Here is a 17,775-nt window from a genome sequence, read left to right on the forward strand (position 1 = left end):
ATTGGCAACTGCTTCTTTAAACAAATGCAGGCGGCTCTGGTTCAATCCTGGAAAAAAAATATGCCTATGTCGTCATGTGCGACACAGGCATACCTTATTATATATAAATACTTATATTTATTTCCTATTTTTCCAAAACAAGCACCAATGCATTATTTGCATCATACAAACCAATGCCACCACCGGCTAATACATCAAATGACCTCACTTCATTCATTGCTTTCAGAATCTTGCCTTCTGTTTCCATATCCGGACAAGCCATCATTGTGCTTGCCACACCCGGGAAAGAGATTGACTTAGCGCTGCTTGTATTGGTTTCAAAGCCACCATTTATCAAGTTGCATCCGGCATTACCGTGAATCGTCTTTTTCTTCACATCAAAAGCGATGAAAGGTTGCTTCTCCATACCAGAAGGAATTGCTTCGCCATTCACTTCCTTTACTTTCCATTCTCCGTTCAATACCGACAATTTCACACCACCCTCCTTTTTTTCCAAAGCTATAACCGGCCGATTCGACGCATTGCAAAGGTACAATTTGTCTTTTCCGGCTTTTTTATATCCTTTCACCTGTGCAAGAGCACTCAATACATTTCTCTCAGTCGTCATATCCGGACACATCATCCGGGTGCTGCCTATTGCACCTAGTTCAAGGCTTCCCGGTTTCGCGTTTACGTCGAAGTTACCCATCATACGGTTGCAACCGCTACTGCCCGACACGCGTCCCGTTGCGGTATCAAAAGCAATAAAGGGCAGAGTTCTGCTTTCGCCCGGAGTTACTTTCGAGCCATTGACTTCTATAATATTCCATTCACCATTGATAGATGATAATGGAGTTGCCTTCTCAACCGAACGGCATGATGACATTGCAAGTGCTGCACCGGCAATGCACATTGAAACTAATACTTTATTCATATGTTATAACGTTTAAGTTAAATCGCGGGCAAAGATATCAAAAAGATTGGGAAATAACATCCAATACAATATAAAATATATACATTTGCCATTGAATATACAACAAACGAACAATTTACATAGTTCACTTAAAGTAAATAAAAAGGAGTATAGACGAATGATTATCTGAAAATAATCACGTATATTTGCTCCATAAACAATTCTAATATTCATAATTTTAATTCGCAATTTAAAGAAATGGGTAGAGTTCTTATTATTGGTGCAGGCGGTGTTGGTACTGTCGTTGCACACAAAGTGGCACAAAATGCCGATGTATTTACAGATATCATGATTGCCAGCCGTACAAAAGAGAAATGCGATAAAATCGTTGAGGCAATAGGTAATCCCACGATAAAGACAGCTAAAGTTGACGCAGACAATGTGGAAGAACTGGTAGCCTTATTCAACGATTTCAAACCGGAAATGGTGATTAACGTCGCTCTCCCCTATCAGGACTTGACTATCATGGAAGCTTGCCTGAAAGCCGGAGTGAACTATTTGGACACCGCCAATTATGAGCCGAAAGATGAAGCTCACTTTGAATACAGTTGGCAATGGGCTTACCATGACCGTTTCAAAGAAGCCGGCCTGACAGCTATCCTCGGTTGCGGATTCGACCCGGGAGTCAGTGGTATCTATACAGCTTATGCAGCCAAGCATTATTTTGACGAAATCCAATACCTGGATATTGTAGACTGTAATGCAGGAAATCACCACAAGGCATTCGCAACCAACTTCAATCCCGAAATCAATATCCGCGAAATTACGCAGAACGGTCGTTATTATGAGAACGGCAAGTGGATAACCACCGGACCGCTGGAAATCCATAAAGACCTGACATATCCGAATATCGGACCGCGCGACTCCTATCTTCTTTATCACGAAGAACTGGAATCGTTGGTGAAAAACTTCCCAACTATCAAACGTGCACGCTTCTGGATGACTTTCGGACAGGAATATTTAACTCACTTACGTGTTATTCAGAATATCGGCATGGCGCGTATTGATGAAATCGACTATAACGGAGTAAAAATTGTACCTCTGCAATTCTTGAAAGCCGTATTGCCTAATCCGCAGGATTTGGGTGAAAATTACGAAGGTGAAACATCCATCGGCTGCCGTATCCGTGGTCTGAAAGATGGGAAAGAACGTACTTACTATGTTTACAATAACTGTAGCCACCAAGAAGCATACAAGGAAACAGGTATGCAGGGAGTAAGCTACACCACCGGAGTTCCGGCAATGATCGGAGCCATGATGTTCTTCAAAGGAGAATGGAAACGTCCGGGGGTAAATAATGTGGAAGAATTCAATCCAGATCCGTTTATGGAGCAACTGAACAAGCAAGGTCTGCCTTGGCATGAAGTAATCGATCAGGATTTAGAATTGTAAGACATTCATTAAAAAGAAAGTTATGATTAACGTTGGAGATAAAGCACCGGAAGTTTTAGGCATCAATGAGAAAGGTGAAGAAATCCGTCTGAGTGCTTACAAAGGAAAAAAGATTGTGTTGTATTTCTATCCGAAAGACAGCACATCGGGTTGCACCGCACAAGCGTGCAATCTGCGCGACAACTATTCCGAACTGCGCAAGGCCGGCTATGAAGTAATCGGTGTCAGCGTAGACAATGAAAAGTCGCATCAGAAATTCATAGAGAAAAACAACCTTCCTTTCACTCTGATTGCCGATACTGAGAAGAAGTTGGTAGAAGAGTTTGGGGTGTGGGGAGAAAAGAAACTGTACGGACGTGCATATATGGGTACTCTCCGCACTACTTTCCTGATTAATGAAGAAGGAATCGTAGAACGGATCATCACTCCCAAAGAAGTGAAGACCAAAGAACATGCCTCACAGATTTTAAATCAATAACTCCATTAATTATATAAGAATAAGGTATGGCAAAGAAAGACGAACTTAATTTTGAAACAGATAATAAAATGGCATCAAGCGAAAAACTAAAAGCCTTACAGGCTGCCATGGAAAAGATAGAAAAGAGCTTCGGTAAAGGTTCTATCATGAAAATGGGTGATGATAGTGTTGAACAAGTAGAAGTGATCCCGACAGGCTCTATTGCCCTGAACGTGGCACTTGGCGTTGGAGGTTACCCTAGAGGTAGAATCATTGAAATCTATGGTCCGGAGTCTTCCGGTAAAACGACATTGGCCATCCACGCCATTGCTGAAGCACAAAAAGCCGGAGGTATCGCTGCTTTCATTGATGCCGAACATGCTTTCGACCGTTTCTATGCTTCCAAACTGGGAGTAAACATTGACGATTTGTATATCTCCCAACCTGATAACGGTGAGCAGGCGTTGGAAATCGCAGAACAGTTGATCCGTTCTTCTGCTATCGACATCATCGTTATCGACTCTGTGGCCGCATTGACTCCCAAAGCAGAAATCGAAGGTGACATGGGTGACAACAAAGTAGGTCTTCAGGCACGTCTGATGTCTCAAGCATTGCGCAAATTGACCTCGGCTGTCAGCAAGACACGTACGACTTGTATCTTCATCAACCAGTTGCGTGAAAAGATCGGTGTAATGTTTGGTAATCCCGAAACAACTACCGGTGGTAATGCACTGAAGTTCTACGCTTCCGTACGTTTGGATATTCGTGGCAGCCAACCAATCAAAGACGGTGAAGAAATCCTGGGTAAACTGACTAAAGTAAAAGTTGTGAAGAATAAAGTAGCTCCTCCTTTCCGTAGAGCAGAATTCGACATCATGTTTGGTGAAGGTATCTCCCACTCCGGAGAAATCATCGACTTGGGCGCCGACTTGGGAATCATCAAGAAGAGTGGTTCATGGTATAGCTACAATGACACAAAATTAGGACAAGGACGTGATGCTGCAAAACAATGTATCGCTGACAATCCTGAACTTGCCGATGAACTGGAAGGACTGATTTTCGAAGCATTGAAGAAAAAAGAATAACAGTCTCCGGCTTTATAAGACAGAACCATATCCATAAAGAAGTGGGAGAATATTCGTGTAATGCGATATTCTCCCACTTTTCTATATCTACTATTTGTATTCTCTCTTTATACAATATTCTCTCTCTATACAAAATAAATATAAGCCAACGTACTCAAGCTAATCACTATCCAAAGCAAGACTCCCTGCACCAATGGTTTAATCCCAACTGCCCTTAACACATCCATAGAAAGAGAAGCACCAATAAAGAACATAGTAATCGTCAAGGTCTTACGGGCTATCCCGTTGATTGCATCCCCCAACTGTGGTACTCCGTCAAGCAAATAAGTATTCACTACCATTGCCAATACAAAGAAGAAAATAAACCAGGGAATACTGATTTTCTGTCCTTTGCTCTTAAAGATAAATGAGGTGGCAAAAGCCATAGGAATTATCCAAAGCGCACGGGTCAGCTTGATAGTGGTAGCCACTTTCAAGGCTTCTTCACCATACGCAGCACCTGCACCGACAACCGAACTTGTATCGTGAATGGCAATCGCCGCCCATGTTCCGAACTTCTGTTGATCCATATCCAAAGCATGCCCAATCATCGGGAATATAAAGAGTGCGATTGCGTTCAGGATAAAGATAGTACCCAATGCAACAGACATTTCACTATCTTTCGCCCTCAGCACCGGTCCTACTGCCGCAATGGCACTCCCCCCGCAGATAGCAGTTCCCGAACTGATAAGATAAGAAGTATTACGGTCTATTTTGAACAACTTACGACCGATAAACCAACCAATCACCAACGTACCAATAACAGATATTACAGTAAACTCCATGCCTTCCTTACCGGAAGCCAAAGCCGAATGAAGATTCATTCCAAATCCCAGCCCGACAACTGAATATTGTAATAAATACTTAGAGGTTTTCTTATTAAATTTCGGATGTGCCTGTCCGCAGGTCAATGCAAAAATTAGTCCGAGAAATAAAGCAACCGGTGGCGTCACCCATGCCGACCATGCTTCCAATCCCGGAATATAATCTAAAAAGAGAAAAAAAGTCAAAGTAGAAAGTAACGCGACGTAAATTGTCTTGTTATTCGTCCGCAACGTTTTTGTAGCTGTTGAAATCATATAGTTTTATCTTTAATTGTTTTCGGGATGCAAAGGTACGGGAAACAATCAAGACACACTAATAGTTTCTAATTATGTATTATAACTTTTAGTTATAGATAATCTGCTTCAGACTATTTTCATACAGTTACAATATCCTTTCCGAAAGGAGTCAACGCCAATGAAGCCAGTTTAAAGTGCTGTAAACCAAATGGAATCCCAATAACAGTTATACACAAAATCGCCCCAAAGACCAAATGTGACAAACAAATCCAAATGCCACCCACGAATATCCATATCACGTTCATTAATATATAAAGACAACCACTGGAACGACTTCCGCTTCTCACTTCCTTGCCGAAAGGCCACAAAGCAAGTCCTGCCAACTTCAATGTTTGCATCCCAAAAGGAATGCCGATGATAGTAATCATCATCAATATACTTGAGACAAGGTATTCTACTGCCGTAAAAATACCACCAAGCAACAGCCATAATAAATTCATCAAACAGCCCATAACAGTAATATTTAATTATTTATCCAACATTCTTTTTGTCATCTCATCCGTTTCGCCCTGATAATACCGGTCTATCACTTGCCGGAACAAGTCACCCGGAGCAACCTCATTGAATAGTGTCATACACGAAAGCACCTTCATCGCATCCAACGAACCGAAAACCTCCTCGGCTGTCTTACTTTTCAATTGCAAGAAAGCAGATGTAATTTCACGCAGCCTTTCACCCAAAACCGGATGAGCCAGATATGCTTCGGCCTCTTCCTTGCCACTGATTCCATAATATTGTGAATTATAACTCATACCCAACCCTTTCAGTTGAGGAAATATATACCAAATCCAATGAGAATACTTCCGCCCGTTTCTGATTTCTGTGAGGGCACGTTCATAATCGCCTTGCTGAGCATCGAGAAACCGCTGTAAGTTAAACTTTTCCATATCCGTTAAGTTCTTGCCTTTGATGATAGATAGACAAATATACGGAAAGAAATATGAGAATCAAAGACTTTTAAACAATATTCACTGTGGGCATACGTTAGTATTGTGACACTATTACTTGATACCGCCTATAATAAGCCTAATGAAATCACGCTTGAGACAACGGAGGAAGTTAAAAGCGAAAACACAACAATATGAATATGGGAAATTACTTACTAACAGTCATTAAGAAATTAACCGTAGTCCTCATAGCTAACATAACTGCCTATCAAAATGACGCACCCATATTACTTTGATAATAACCAATATTATATTTATTTGCCGAAAAACCTATAAAAACTATGGATTTATTGTACGAATGATAAATCTATTTGTACTTTTGCATTATCGTAACCGTTGTTACGGTAATGAATATTACGATAAAACTTATAGATATGAGATTTTTTGATAGAGAACAAGAGTTTAAAAAGCTTAGAGAAATTGAGGAATTGTCTGATGAAGTAGCCCAATTTACCATCATTACGGGAAGACGTCGTATTGGTAAGACCGAGATGGTTAAGAAGTTTTATGAGAACAAAACAATGCTATACTTTTTTGTTGCTCGTAAAGCGGAAGCTGACCTATGCGAGATATTCGTTGATGAGATTCGCACAAAACTCAACATACCAATGCTTGACAGCAAGGGAATGTCTTTTGCAGCCGTATTCAAATTCATTATGGAATTGTCCCAGAATCAGCACATCAACCTTTTCATTGATGAGTTTCAGGATTTCTATCGGGTAAATCAATCTATCTATTCCGATATGCAAAACATATGGGATAGTTATAAAAATAAGGCTCACATCAACTTGATTGTAGCAGGCTCTGTGAACACCTTGATGAATAAGATATTCAAGGATAAGAAGCAACCACTTTTTGGTAGACAAACAGGAACAATGCATATTCGACCTTTTAAGCCTTCAGTCCTAAAAGAAATCATGTCTGAATATTGCCCCGACTATAAGAAATCAGATTTGTTGGCTCTTTATACTCTGACTGGCGGTGTGGCTAAGTATGTTGAGTTGTTTATCGACAGAAAAAAGTTTACCGAAAAGAAAATGATGGATATGTTTTTTGAACGAGATTCCTATTTTCTGCCAGAAGGTAAGAATATGCTTGTCGATGAGTTTGGAAAAGATTACGGTATCTATTTCTCGATTCTAACACTTATAGCTCAAGGTAAAAACACACGTTCAGAACTTGAGAATGCTCTCAATATAAAAGAATTATCAGGATACTTGAAAAATCTAAGTGAAGAGTATGGTTTGATAAGTAAGATGCAACCTATTTACGAGAAGTCAAGCAATAAAAATGTGCATTATGCCATCAACGACCAGTTCTTGAAATTTTGGTTCCGATTCATATACAAATATGCGCACATCATCGAGGCAGGCGGTAATGATAAATTAAAAGCGATAGCAGAGCGTGATTTTACAACAGTCAGCGGAAAGTCTCTTGAAAGCTACTTTAATGAAGTGCTGAAAGAATCGGGAGCATACACTCGACTTGGATATTGGCATGACCGAAAAGGCGAAAACGAGATTGATATTGTAGCCGAGGACGAGTTGGACAACAAGATTGAATTTATCGAGGTTAAGCGACAAGCGAAAAACTTTGATGAAAATGTTCTGAAGAACAAATCTGAATTGTTCTTCAAAGCCGTCGACTCATTTAAAGGGTACGAGATTATTTATAGAGGACTATCTATAGAAGATATGTAATTCAGTAAAAACTATTTATACTAGCATAGACAAATAGAGTTTCATTCCATTACAGGGAGTGGGACTCTTTTTTGGATACATTGCAATAAAATGAAATGAACATAAATCCATTAACTATACTACAGAACAAAACAATATGAATATGGGAAATTACTTACTAACAGTCATTGAAAAATTAACCGTAGTCCTCATAGCTAACATAATCGCTTCTCCTACCAATGCCACATTTGCTAACAAATAATGCCTATCTTCATTCCACACACATGTACTACCTGCTATTTCGGCAGTTTTCAGAATTTTTTTTCGTGTGACGGAGTCTCCAAAATAAGTTGCACTTCCTACGGCAAAAGCAGTTCCTGACGGACTTAGGCCAAACAAAATAGGTCCAGCATCTATATCAAACCCCAATATAGGAGAATAGTTGTGATACTCCTTCAACCCGAATATCGGTGATTCTTTTATGAAATACTTTTTTAACAGTTCGTACTGAGACTTCGCAAATTTATCATCTATAAGTGCCAAATAATAACAATTAAGAGCCGAATAAGCCCCTTTGACATCCATATCTTCTATGATTCCTGTCAGTTCTGATAGACATGACACCAACAATCCGGTATTTTTATCAAGCCATTCCGCTTGAGCTTTATGAATCCACTGATTCACTATTGCTGAATATTTTCCATTATAATACTTCGAATATTCTGACAATGCGACTATCGCAACAAGCATATCCGGAACATATATGTATTCTCCCGGATATGTCGGACAATTCAAAATATCACTTGCTTTTATTCTACGACTCATCGTTTTACACAATGAATGATATAACTCGTCATATTTACCATCACCGCCAACCTTTTTATAATTGCCAATCATCCAAGCAAGATGACTTAAATAAGAAATATGACTATTATCACCATCTAAATTCGTCAAAGGGTCTTCTCCCCATCTTAACGTATCATACCATCTGATTTCAGGCGAAAGCACTATCGAAATAAGACTATCAATTTGTACAATGGAACCCTCTTTCGTTTCAGGATAAAGCAACGAAATATTGGAGAGTGATTTAACTAACATGGAACATGAATACAAAGCCCACTCACCTTGGAATTGATCACCAATAGCCGTTGGCATTTCATTAATCAATGTTTGTGGTTCTGTTACTATTTTTTTTATTAAATAGTTGCGTCTTTGAAGAATATCTATTTTCTCCTTGTCAAAAGATTCTATATCACTATCAAAATGACGCACCCATGCTGCCTTTATTATAACAAATATTATAAACAAGATGCATATATAGATAAAACAACCCATATTGCTAAAAATACTTTTCTTCATCTTTCCTGATTACTAAAACCTTTAATCCTAATCCGTTCTTTTTCCTCATTATCAATCAAAAGTATCCCCCATCGTATTTTCAAGTAGAATCTTCAAACGTTCCAGCCAAGATGTTCCATTCGATGGAGTCACGATAGGGTCAACGTGCATCGGTTCTGAATCAGAATCAAAATCAGTTTCTGGTTCAGGTTCAGGCATTGGTTCAGGTTCTAGTTTTGAATTTTCGACAGAAGGAACTTTCTTTTTCTTGCCGTAATAGTACTCCATCAATTCGTTCAATCTTTCCTGTTTTACATCATCAGTTTTTTTATCCGGCAACTCTGCATCCATTCGATCAAATCCTGTAGCAATAATAGTGACCTTTACATCTTCTCCTAATGTATTATCGCGATACAATCCCCACAAAACCTCAATGTCAGAAGACAAACTATCCATAAAATTGTTCACATCAGTGATTTCAGACATTGTTACTGGACAATCATCACAAGAGTAAATAATGTAAAGCAGTTTCTGTGATTTCTCTATATCTACATTATCCAGCAAAGGAGATTTTAATGCTTCATACATTGCCTTCTCCAACCGATGTTCTCCACTTGCTCTTCCAGTCGACATAATAGCACTTCCTCCGTCTTTCATCACTGTATGTACATCACAAAAGTCTCGATTTACAATCCCTTTGATAGTAATAATTTCGGCAATGCTTTTTGTTGCAACCGTCAGCACTTCATCTGCTTTAGAAAAACCTTGTTCGACAGTGGTAATTCCATCATCATAAATATCTCTCAAACGCTCATTATTGATTACAAGCAAAGCATCTACATTCTCCCGCATCATTTCTACCCCTTGCAACGCTTTTTGAATCCGAACTTTTTTTTCAAATGCAAACGGAATAGTCACAATCCCGACCGTAAGTTTTCCCATTTCCTTAGCTATACCAGCAATCACGGGTCCTGCTCCTGTCCCTGTACCACCTCCCATTCCAGCAGTCACAAAGACCATTTCCGTTTCATCATCAAACAAACGTCTAAGTTCTCCTATGCTCTCTTCGGCTGCTTGTTTCCCTTTTTCAGGTTTGCCTCCTACGCCCAATCCTTCCTCTCCAAGTTGAATACGGACTGGCACACTCGAACGTACCAACGCTTGACTATCCGTATTGCACACCGCAAAAGAGACATCACACACTCCTTGTTTATACATATTCTCTACAGCGTTTCCGCCACCTCCCCCAACGCCTATCACTTTGATAAGATTAGCCGAACGATCTTGTGGTATATCAAATTCTATGATTGTATCCATTTTTATGTTCATTAATTATATGCTCGAAAAAACTTCTATTTTAATTTGTTATTCTTATGTAAGGTTTAACTACATCAATGCTCCAAGCATAATTCAAATTTGCTTGCGAACCATCATAAAATGTCCCAGATGTGATGCCTACGACTTCCCCATACTCATTGATTAAAGCTCCTCCACTACTTCCATGATCTATCAATGCACTAATTTGCATCAGATTCCGTTCACGCCATTGTGACACCTCCCCTGAAGAAAAAGTATTTTCAAGTCCCCGTGGACTACCAATTGCAAAAACTTTCTCCCCCACACTTGGTTTACTATTTGCAATAGGAATATAATTCGTATTATTACAATCAACTTTAAAAAGAATAAAATCACTATCTGAACTTTTGTGTATTACTGTTGCCACCTTATAAACAACATCACTTCCTGCCAATTTTATCTGTTCGATTCCCATCCCTGTCCCTTCAAATACATGATAGTTGCTTACAGCCAACCCATGCGCATTTATAAAAAAGCCGGACCCTTGATAAGTATTTCTTCCGTCAGATGTAAAAACCATAAAAACAGCTGAGTTGTATTTTCGAAATACCTCCGTCCCTTCCATCCTGTTTCCTTTATGCTCAATTCTTTTAACAGAAGCATCATCTTCCTTACCTTTTTCAGGTTGAATGATTTCTCTTTTGTTATTCAATCCTATCACTTTTTTATCGCTTTTTCTTTCACCATGCCCTGACTTATGTGCACAAGAACAAACGAATAAAGCCATAAACAATCCAATACAATATTTACTTATCATTTTCAAATATATTTTTAGGGAGTATATGAATCAAAAATCTTTGATTAGAGATTTCGTTCTTTTCTCTCATTGAGTTTGTCTTCAAACGTCCGTCTCCACTTCCTGATATTTGGATTTCGCAATTATCTCCAAAATTCAATTCTCTATCGTACCAATATTTTATCAACCCCAATGCTCGTTGATAACTTAATTCATAGTTAAACAAATAATTATCTTTAGATGCTTGTCCCTCAACGATTAGAATATATTTATTCTCATGATTACGTTTCAAAAAGGATTCAACTTCTTTACCTGCCTGATATAAATCCTCCAGACACTTCTCTTTATCAGCAACATCTATTTTAGTAATATCACTAATACCAACAGGATAAGAGACTGCAATATTTAGCACATATTTCTTTGAATCAGACCGATAAGTAAAATATTTACGGTTCAGATCTTTAGTCGATTGCTCTACTTTTTTTATTTCTGCTAATTGGCGCTCAGTAACTTCCATACGTTTATGTAACAGAACAATTACCAAAATAAAAAGCACAAGCATTATAAAAAAAAGACTTGTCATCAAATCCGAATAACTCGTCCAAAAAAATGATTCTTTCTTTTGAGACATAAACTCCTCCTTTTAATGCTATGGATTTAATGATCTCGTATTACTTATCGTATCATTATGCGCATCTACACTATCTTTTCCGACCATTGCATAATCGTCTTTTTTAACCTGTTCCATATCATGTTTCATATTATTATCTACCAGTTCCTTTTCTGCGGCTGTTTGAGGAATCATATTATATACAGTATTAATTACGCAGGCTAGAGCCATTACTATTATGCAGATTACTATAACCCAATTAACCCAAGAAGGAAATACTTGGAGAGAAACACTGCTCTTTCCTTTTCCATCATCAGCACGTCCCATAGAATGAGCCACCTTGTCCATACCTTGTGATATTTCTTTCGCCAACGAGCTATTTGATTGTTCCATTTGATTAAATAAATTATCCAATTGAACAGGAATATTTGCTATTGGTTCCAAATTCTTCATTAACACCGAGTTTTGTTGCATTTGACTATTGAATTGAGCTTTCATTTGTTTATTAAAATCTTTAAGCGATGTAATACTTTCACTAATATATTCATGAAATCTCCATTTTATGTCATTATTCAATTCTTCAAAAGCCTCTTTTTCCTCCTGCAATATTATTTTGAATGTTTCTGATTGAGTGACAAAATGTTTATTCAACTCCTCAACGTTAGCAACCGTAGAATCTCTCATTACACTCAAAGCTTCTTTTAAAGCAACATCTGCATCTGCCGTATCTTTTGCTATTTCCGCTTTATGACGCATGAAGAATTGTTGTATTTCCTCAAGTACATGCAACCTATTGCTCTCCTGCTGAAACAAAGCTGTAAAAGTATTTATAGCATCTGTATAACCATGAATATTATCAAGATATGAATTAAACAGTTCCAATTTATCAGTGCACTGCTGTAATTCCTCTAAAACCCTAACATTAGCTTTTGCCATTTTCATGACATCCATGTCATGCACTGTTTGTATAATCTCAGATTGAATCTTATATGCATCATTAACCTTAATAAGTGTGCTTTTAAGGTCGGATGTATTCTCAGCAAAAGTTCGATTAAAAAGATTAAGATTCTTAACTAACCTATTCAAAGCATCTGATGTATCCGAGGGGAGCTCCGGCAACAAGCGAGATTGCATCCAAGCTAAAAAAGTACTTTTACCATTCTCCTCCTTCAATTTACAGCTTTTGAATAACAAAGAATTAATAGTAGTCAACATAATACCACATATACTAGCTGCCATAGCCCAAGCTACTCCTGCCAACAATTCATTTATTCCGGAAGCAGCCAAATTATCCATTTCCTCTTTTGATATATTCAAGGAAAGTTCACCACCCAAAAGATAAATCAATGCTCCAGAGGATATCAACGGTATTAAGCCTAAAATCACACCGGCCATCGTTCCTGCAAGCCCACAATACAGAGGAATAGGAGTTTGTGTACTTATGTCATTCTCCACCGAATCACAATGCCGGTCTGCTGCATCTTTCAACAAATGAAAATCAATAACAGAACCCGAATTATTACTCAAATACTTATTGATTGACAATTTTATTGAGCTAAAAATCCTGTTACCACTCCCCTCTATACCACATACAAAACCGGTCTCTTCATTTTTATCAATACGCCAAGATGATTCAAATTTAAAAACATCTCTAAATTCGTACATACGATACAAATTGAGTACAAAAAACAATATTTGTACACAAATAATTGCAAATACCACTATAGGCACTATAATACTCATATCCTATCTTTTTAATTTTATCTCTACAGGAGATTCAACCTTCCAAAGGTCATCTTTTTTAGTCACTTTGCCTCTCGCTATTACATAAAACGAAGAAGCGTCAGATAACGAAACCTCATCATCCTTATAATCCACAGCCTTTTCTATTCCATCAATAGAACGAATACGATTCAAATTTACAGGTTCGAACTCTGCTTCCGTTTCAGTGTTATTATACCAGACTTTAAAACGGCATTCATCTTGATTAGATGTATATACATCGTTGAAAAAGCCTTCCCCTTTTACCATACCAAAGTATCCGACTTTAGTAGGTTTAACTTCTTTAGGCGTTACTTCTTTAAGTACTTCTGTTTTCTTAACAACACCATATTGATTATCATCTACCTGGCTTTTTATATTCAATAATTCAATCCTAAGTTTAGACTGCTCGTTTTGAAGTTGTCTCAACTCTTTTTCTATAGATACAACCTTCACTTCCTTTCCATTGTTAGATTTTGTTTTTTCAAATCCCTTTACTTTATCATTTATAATACGTCGAATATCTTCTTTCAAAAAATGATATTTCTTTTTCATCCATACAACGAATAGTAAAACGAATAGCAAAGCAGATATAAAAACAGAAAACATTGCAGTACCAATCAACCACCAATAACTTATCTCCTTTTCATCCTCCTTAAGATTGTGTACTTCGGCATTAAGACTAGATATTTCAGCATTTTGGTCTTCTATCTTTTCTTTTAAATCTTCTAGACATTTTCCTAAAGAATCTGTTTTAGAACTCACTATATCATTAACTGAGGCTATAACCTGACTTTCTTTATTCGAAGATGAATCGGTAGCCTGCTTAGCTTCACACCCCACAATGCATAAACAAAATGAGAATAAAAACAATACTACATAACTTTTCATATTCTATTTTTCTATATTATTTTGCAACGACTCATATATTGCCTGCGAAAGAACATTTAAAACACCTTTTATCGGATAGAAAAAGAATGTTTCTTCTATTTTATCCTGCCCTTCTACTTCCTCTCTACGTTGAGCTATTCCTTTCTCCAAGAAAGTTGAAATGTCTTTATAACAAACATCTTTAGCTATATTCAACGAACTTAGAGTTACGCCAAAGTTTTCATCAAAATTAAAAACGCCATTCATTGTATTCAAAGCAAAATCAAAGAATTTGCGCACCGCCTCAACCGTATTCCGGATATAATCATCATCAACCCGATCATAAGTATCCGACTCATCTACAAACCCGCTACCACATCCTTTGAATACAATAATCTTATCACGCTCATTATTCTCTTTAAAACCTATTATTCCTCCTTTACAAGTAACTTCCTTAGGATTAGCATCTTTATCCAAACCTAAGATATCCAATTCACCCACATATTTTTCGCCTGTCACTTCTTCGAATATCAATTTTGTATATTTTGCTAACAGCTTACTATCAGTAGACACCACCTTAATTACTTTACTTCCATTCCCACTAAAGGTTATATGCCGGGGCAACGATAGTTTCTTCACTTTAACAATATTGGCAATATGATATATAATGGAAGTATAAAACAATATAAATACAATTTTAAACTCTTCGTCTTCTTGCAACATATAATTAAAGTCAATCAATTTAGAATCAATCCCTCTAATCATTGAATTATCTTTCAATGAAAATAAGAAGGATGCCAAATTTGCAGGATTTGCATTATTAGGACTCTTAAAGATGCGTTCCAGTTCATTTAGTCCTTTATCTTTAATCAATTGAAGTATACTATCCTTACTCCAATCGATAATACCATTATTTTTATTCAAATCAGAGAAAGGATCTTCAAACAGTGCATTGGAAGCAAATTTAAAAGAAGTTACAAACTGTATTTCCTTATTTTTAGCAAATGCAATATCCGTAGTACCTCCCCCAATATCAACATTGACCAAATTAGTGGCACTAGCATATCTTCTAAAAAAGTATTGTATTGGAGCTGCTGACTCTGTCATACAATTAGTAGAGCCTTTTCCAAAATATTTTTCATAAGACGTGTTCCAAGTCTGTTGCAACCTTCGCAATCTTTTAGGAGCCATACTAATGGGATAAAACCAAATAATTTTAGTTTGTTTCAGATTTCCATTATTCAATAGGAGTTTATTCCTAATCATTAACATCAAACATTCAATATATGACTCAATAACACGCTGTTCATTGCCTCTTCCCCACTTAATATTGTATTTAATGTTATTATATGGTAGATCATGACGCTTTTCATAGGTCAATGGTATATTAATTAATTCATAAGGTTTCACCACTCCCGTCCAATCTATAGTTTTAGAGCAAGATAATACTGTCCGTGTCGGTAACTTGAAATCCCCTTCCCCCAGTGCTTCCGGTAAGAAATCTTTTTCTATCAACTGTTTTTCCCAAATCAAGTCATCCTGCGCTTGCATTCCTTTCACCAAAGAAGGCACGAATATTTCACATATTTGGCTATCCTTTTTATCAAAGCCAAAAACTTCAGGAAATTCTCCTTCTTTACAATATTCGATATGAGTGTTGGATGTGCCTAAATCAATAGCAAACTCATATGTATCAATATCTTTTTGAATTTTATATTTAGGAATTAGGACTCCACAGAAACCATTTTTATCACTTACTTGAATATAATCAAAATTGCTCTTTTCTATGGTATATATTTCAGCTTTACCAGTTTCAGAGTCACTCTCATTCCGACATGATGGCTTTGCAACAGAATTAATCTTATCAGCACCATTAAAGAATTCCATTTTAAAATTTCTCGAGTACGTACAAATACAAGAAACCGTATAATAAGCATCTTCCGGATTAGTAAACCGAACAATAGGCATAATCAATCCAGTGAAATCAAATTCAACCATTCCGCCTTCATTTTTCTCAATGTTGGCGTTTCTCACTTTATAATAAATTCTGCTATATTCTATATATGAAACACCAGCATTCCCAACAATAGGTACTCTCAGTACCGCCCTAACCGAACCACCAGCCACCATTTGCATCTCAAACATAGGCTTCCCATCGGATAAAGGAGTCTGTAAATCCGAAACACTAAAATATTTAAAGAATAAAGTCTTGAGCGGCAATAAATAGGACAATTTAGGTTCATCAATCATTATATTGCCACCATAAAAACTATTCTTATTCAATGTATGTGGAACTCTGATTATGGTATCTTCCAAGAAATCACTAATGGTTAAATAAGGAGCTTGAACACCATCGAATGGAAGAATACGTTTATTCAAATCTATCACCTCAGCCACATAAGGAGCTACATTGCTTTTTCCCCATTTCCCTGTTGTATATTGCAGCCTACTATATTTATTTCCTGCTTCCACCGGCAATACCAAAGGAAGAATACCTTCTATAGAATTATCATTCAAACGTATCGCAAAATCACTCTCTCTTGTTACCGGTTTATTTAACTTCTTAAATAAAACATATCCAAGCACTTCTACCGAATTATTCTGTTGGTCGGAAACAACATCAATTGTAGAAAACAGTTCACCGCTTGCTGCTGTCAGATTATTTAATTCGTTTTTTTGCTTTGTATCTGTAATAGCTTTAAAAGTCAGATTCAAATATGTTTCCAATTCAGGAAAAAGAGTAGAAAAATAAGGGATAACTTTACGTAGGGTAAACCATGCTTTTACATATTCAAAATCCCTCTTATACAATGGCTGAAAGTCCAAATCGAACGGTTTGTCTTCTGCAAAATATATATCATTGATATAATCTAATTTATTTGCAGAACTGAAAAACAATGTCGCAGGAGAAGTCGCACCAATAATATTCAATTCGTCAGGTCCATCAATATAATTAAGTAAATATATGTTTTGCAATTTATCGAAATTATATGTTTTTGAGTCCGATTTCATGTATTTACGTAAAGCATCCGCAAGATATAGATGACCATTACTACCATTATTTTCCAATGCACTAATCATTATAGAAGGATCCCAAGTCAGAATTTCTATTTTATTCTTATACTTATCTATATTGAAGAAAATCTCACCAATATCCAACGCATCTGAAACCATTTTATGAAAAATAGTCTTTCCATCAAGTTCCGGTTTCTTAGTCTTTTTGTCAAGTTTGCAAACTTCCTTAAAAGCCGTTTTTACCAAATCAATACGAGCAAAAGGAGAAGGTATAGAAGTTATTTCATTCTTTGCAGAAGCTCCATCCGGGTCGTCAATAGTATCTCTATTTGCTGAATTGTATGGAAAAGAAGGGGTTTCGTTCCAACCTGTATAAGTACTTGTTCCCTCTTTATATAATCTAAAAATCTTTGACAT

At 37.0% G+C, this 17,775-nt stretch carries 15 protein-coding genes; 4 read left to right on the forward strand and 11 right to left on the reverse strand.

The genetic code is table 11. The features are described from left to right. Positions 1–124: 124 nt before the first annotated feature. Entirely contained in the window at positions 125–913 is a 789-nt protein-coding gene (locus NSB03_RS03410) for an META domain-containing protein (RefSeq protein WP_024986468.1), read from the reverse strand. 237 nt (positions 914–1,150) lie between these two features. Here NSB03_RS03410 and NSB03_RS03415 point away from each other — a divergent pair, with 237 nt between their 5' ends. From NSB03_RS03415 to recA, 3 genes are read left to right on the forward strand one after another with little or no spacing between them, the layout of a single operon-like run. Next, on the forward strand, positions 1,151–2,344 hold the full coding sequence (locus tag NSB03_RS03415; protein ID WP_024986467.1) for a saccharopine dehydrogenase family protein: 1,194 nt from the start codon (positions 1,151–1,153) through the stop codon (positions 2,342–2,344). Positions 2,345–2,366: 22 nt separating this feature from the next. Next, positions 2,367–2,822: a thioredoxin-dependent thiol peroxidase gene (bcp, locus tag NSB03_RS03420; protein ID WP_065538116.1), complete on the forward strand. Its 456-nt coding sequence runs from the start codon at positions 2,367–2,369 to the stop codon at positions 2,820–2,822. 26 nt (positions 2,823–2,848) lie between these two features. Continuing rightward, positions 2,849–3,886, forward strand: coding sequence for a recombinase RecA (recA, locus tag NSB03_RS03425; RefSeq protein ID WP_024986466.1), 1,038 nt, complete (start codon positions 2,849–2,851; stop codon positions 3,884–3,886). Between the two features lie 125 nt (positions 3,887–4,011). Here the strand turns inward: recA and NSB03_RS03430 are convergent, their stop codons facing one another. From NSB03_RS03430 to NSB03_RS03440, 3 genes are all read right to left on the reverse strand, one after another. Next, entirely contained in the window at positions 4,012–5,004 is a 993-nt protein-coding gene (locus tag NSB03_RS03430; protein WP_024986465.1) for a YeiH family protein, read from the reverse strand. Between the two features lie 119 nt (positions 5,005–5,123). After that, positions 5,124–5,498: a YccF domain-containing protein gene (locus NSB03_RS03435; protein WP_024986464.1), complete on the reverse strand. Its 375-nt coding sequence runs from the start codon at positions 5,496–5,498 to the stop codon at positions 5,124–5,126. A gap of 15 nt (positions 5,499–5,513) precedes the next feature. Then, a complete protein-coding gene (locus NSB03_RS03440) occupies positions 5,514–5,933 on the reverse strand; it encodes a DUF1810 domain-containing protein (protein ID WP_024986463.1) in 420 nt (139 codons plus the stop codon). Positions 5,934–6,367: 434 nt separating this feature from the next. On the opposite strand from NSB03_RS03440, the gene NSB03_RS03445 reads away from it, so the two are divergent. Beyond that, on the forward strand, positions 6,368–7,693 hold the full coding sequence (locus NSB03_RS03445) for an ATP-binding protein (protein ID WP_257466217.1): 1,326 nt from the start codon (positions 6,368–6,370) through the stop codon (positions 7,691–7,693). A gap of 150 nt (positions 7,694–7,843) precedes the next feature. On the opposite strand, the gene NSB03_RS03450 is transcribed toward NSB03_RS03445, so the two are convergent. Genes NSB03_RS03450 through NSB03_RS03480 form a run of 7 tightly spaced genes read right to left on the reverse strand, consistent with a single transcriptional unit; the run spans position 7,844 to position 17,775 of the window. After that, entirely contained in the window at positions 7,844–9,031 is a 1,188-nt protein-coding gene (locus tag NSB03_RS03450) for a hypothetical protein (protein WP_128824239.1), read from the reverse strand. A gap of 51 nt (positions 9,032–9,082) precedes the next feature. Continuing rightward, positions 9,083–10,327, reverse strand: a complete 1,245-nt coding sequence (gene ftsZ / locus NSB03_RS03455; RefSeq protein ID WP_024986461.1) for a cell division protein FtsZ — start codon at positions 10,325–10,327, stop codon at positions 9,083–9,085. A gap of 40 nt (positions 10,328–10,367) precedes the next feature. Beyond that, positions 10,368–11,123, reverse strand: a complete 756-nt coding sequence (locus NSB03_RS03460) for a S1C family serine protease (RefSeq protein ID WP_128824238.1) — start codon at positions 11,121–11,123, stop codon at positions 10,368–10,370. Continuing rightward, entirely contained in the window at positions 11,113–11,733 is a 621-nt protein-coding gene (locus tag NSB03_RS03465; RefSeq protein WP_024986459.1) for a hypothetical protein, read from the reverse strand. Before NSB03_RS03465 ends, NSB03_RS03460 begins: the two co-directional genes overlap by 11 nt. 18 nt (positions 11,734–11,751) lie before the next feature. Then, on the reverse strand, positions 11,752–13,455 hold the full coding sequence (locus tag NSB03_RS03470; protein ID WP_024986458.1) for a hypothetical protein: 1,704 nt from the start codon (positions 13,453–13,455) through the stop codon (positions 11,752–11,754). A 3-nt stretch (positions 13,456–13,458) separates the two neighbouring features. Beyond that, positions 13,459–14,364, reverse strand: a complete 906-nt coding sequence (locus NSB03_RS03475; protein ID WP_024986457.1) for a coiled-coil domain-containing protein — start codon at positions 14,362–14,364, stop codon at positions 13,459–13,461. 3 nt (positions 14,365–14,367) lie between these two features. Next, complete coding sequence (locus tag NSB03_RS03480) at positions 14,368–17,775, reverse strand: hypothetical protein (RefSeq protein WP_257466212.1); 3,408 nt, start codon at positions 17,773–17,775, stop codon at positions 14,368–14,370.

The sequence above is a fragment of the Bacteroides acidifaciens genome (genome assembly GCF_024623065.1).
GTDB lineage: Bacteria > Bacteroidota > Bacteroidia > Bacteroidales > Bacteroidaceae > Bacteroides > Bacteroides acidifaciens.